A 514-nucleotide genomic window follows, 5' to 3' on the forward strand; every position below is an offset into this window, starting at 1 on the left:
GTGTACGTCTCAGAGTGTTTCTAATCACAAGGGACGCGGTGCGCCGTGTGGGCGGTTTTTAAGGATGTCCCGTTCCATCCGGGCCTCGGCCAGCTCCCGACGCAGCTCCCGGTTCTCCGCAGCCAATTCGACTGCGCTCTGCATGCCTGCACCTGACACGCTTACTGTCTTGCCTTTACGGGCTTGGGTCACCCAATAAGCCAAAGTGCCCTGATTCATATTTAATCGTGTTGCTGCTTCGGCAACCGACAACCCTTGGTCCAGCACTAACTTGGTGGCTTCCGCTCGGTATTCCGACGTATAGCTTTGTGTTTTTCTCTTGCTCACCGCAGCCTCCTGTTGGCTCAATGTTACTAATCAGGTATGCCTACGGAATTCAGGCTACCTCAGCAAGCGTACCAGGTGCAGGCATGCAGAGCGCTGTCGAGTTGGCTGCGGAGAACCGGCAACTACGTCGGGAGCTGGCCGAAGCCAGGATGGAACGGGACATCTTAAAAAAAGCGACGGCGTACTT

General features: G+C 55.6%; 1 protein-coding gene. It reads right to left on the minus strand.

All coding sequences use genetic code 11. From position 1 onward, the window contains the following. Nucleotides 1-24 precede the first annotated feature (24 nt). Nucleotides 25-327, minus strand: coding sequence for a transposase (locus tag ACUHMQ_RS21015; protein ID WP_445297383.1), 303 nt, complete (start codon nucleotides 325-327; stop codon nucleotides 25-27). Nucleotides 328-514: the final 187 nt, after the last annotated feature.

It is taken from the genome of Chitinimonas violaceus (genome assembly GCF_052601015.1).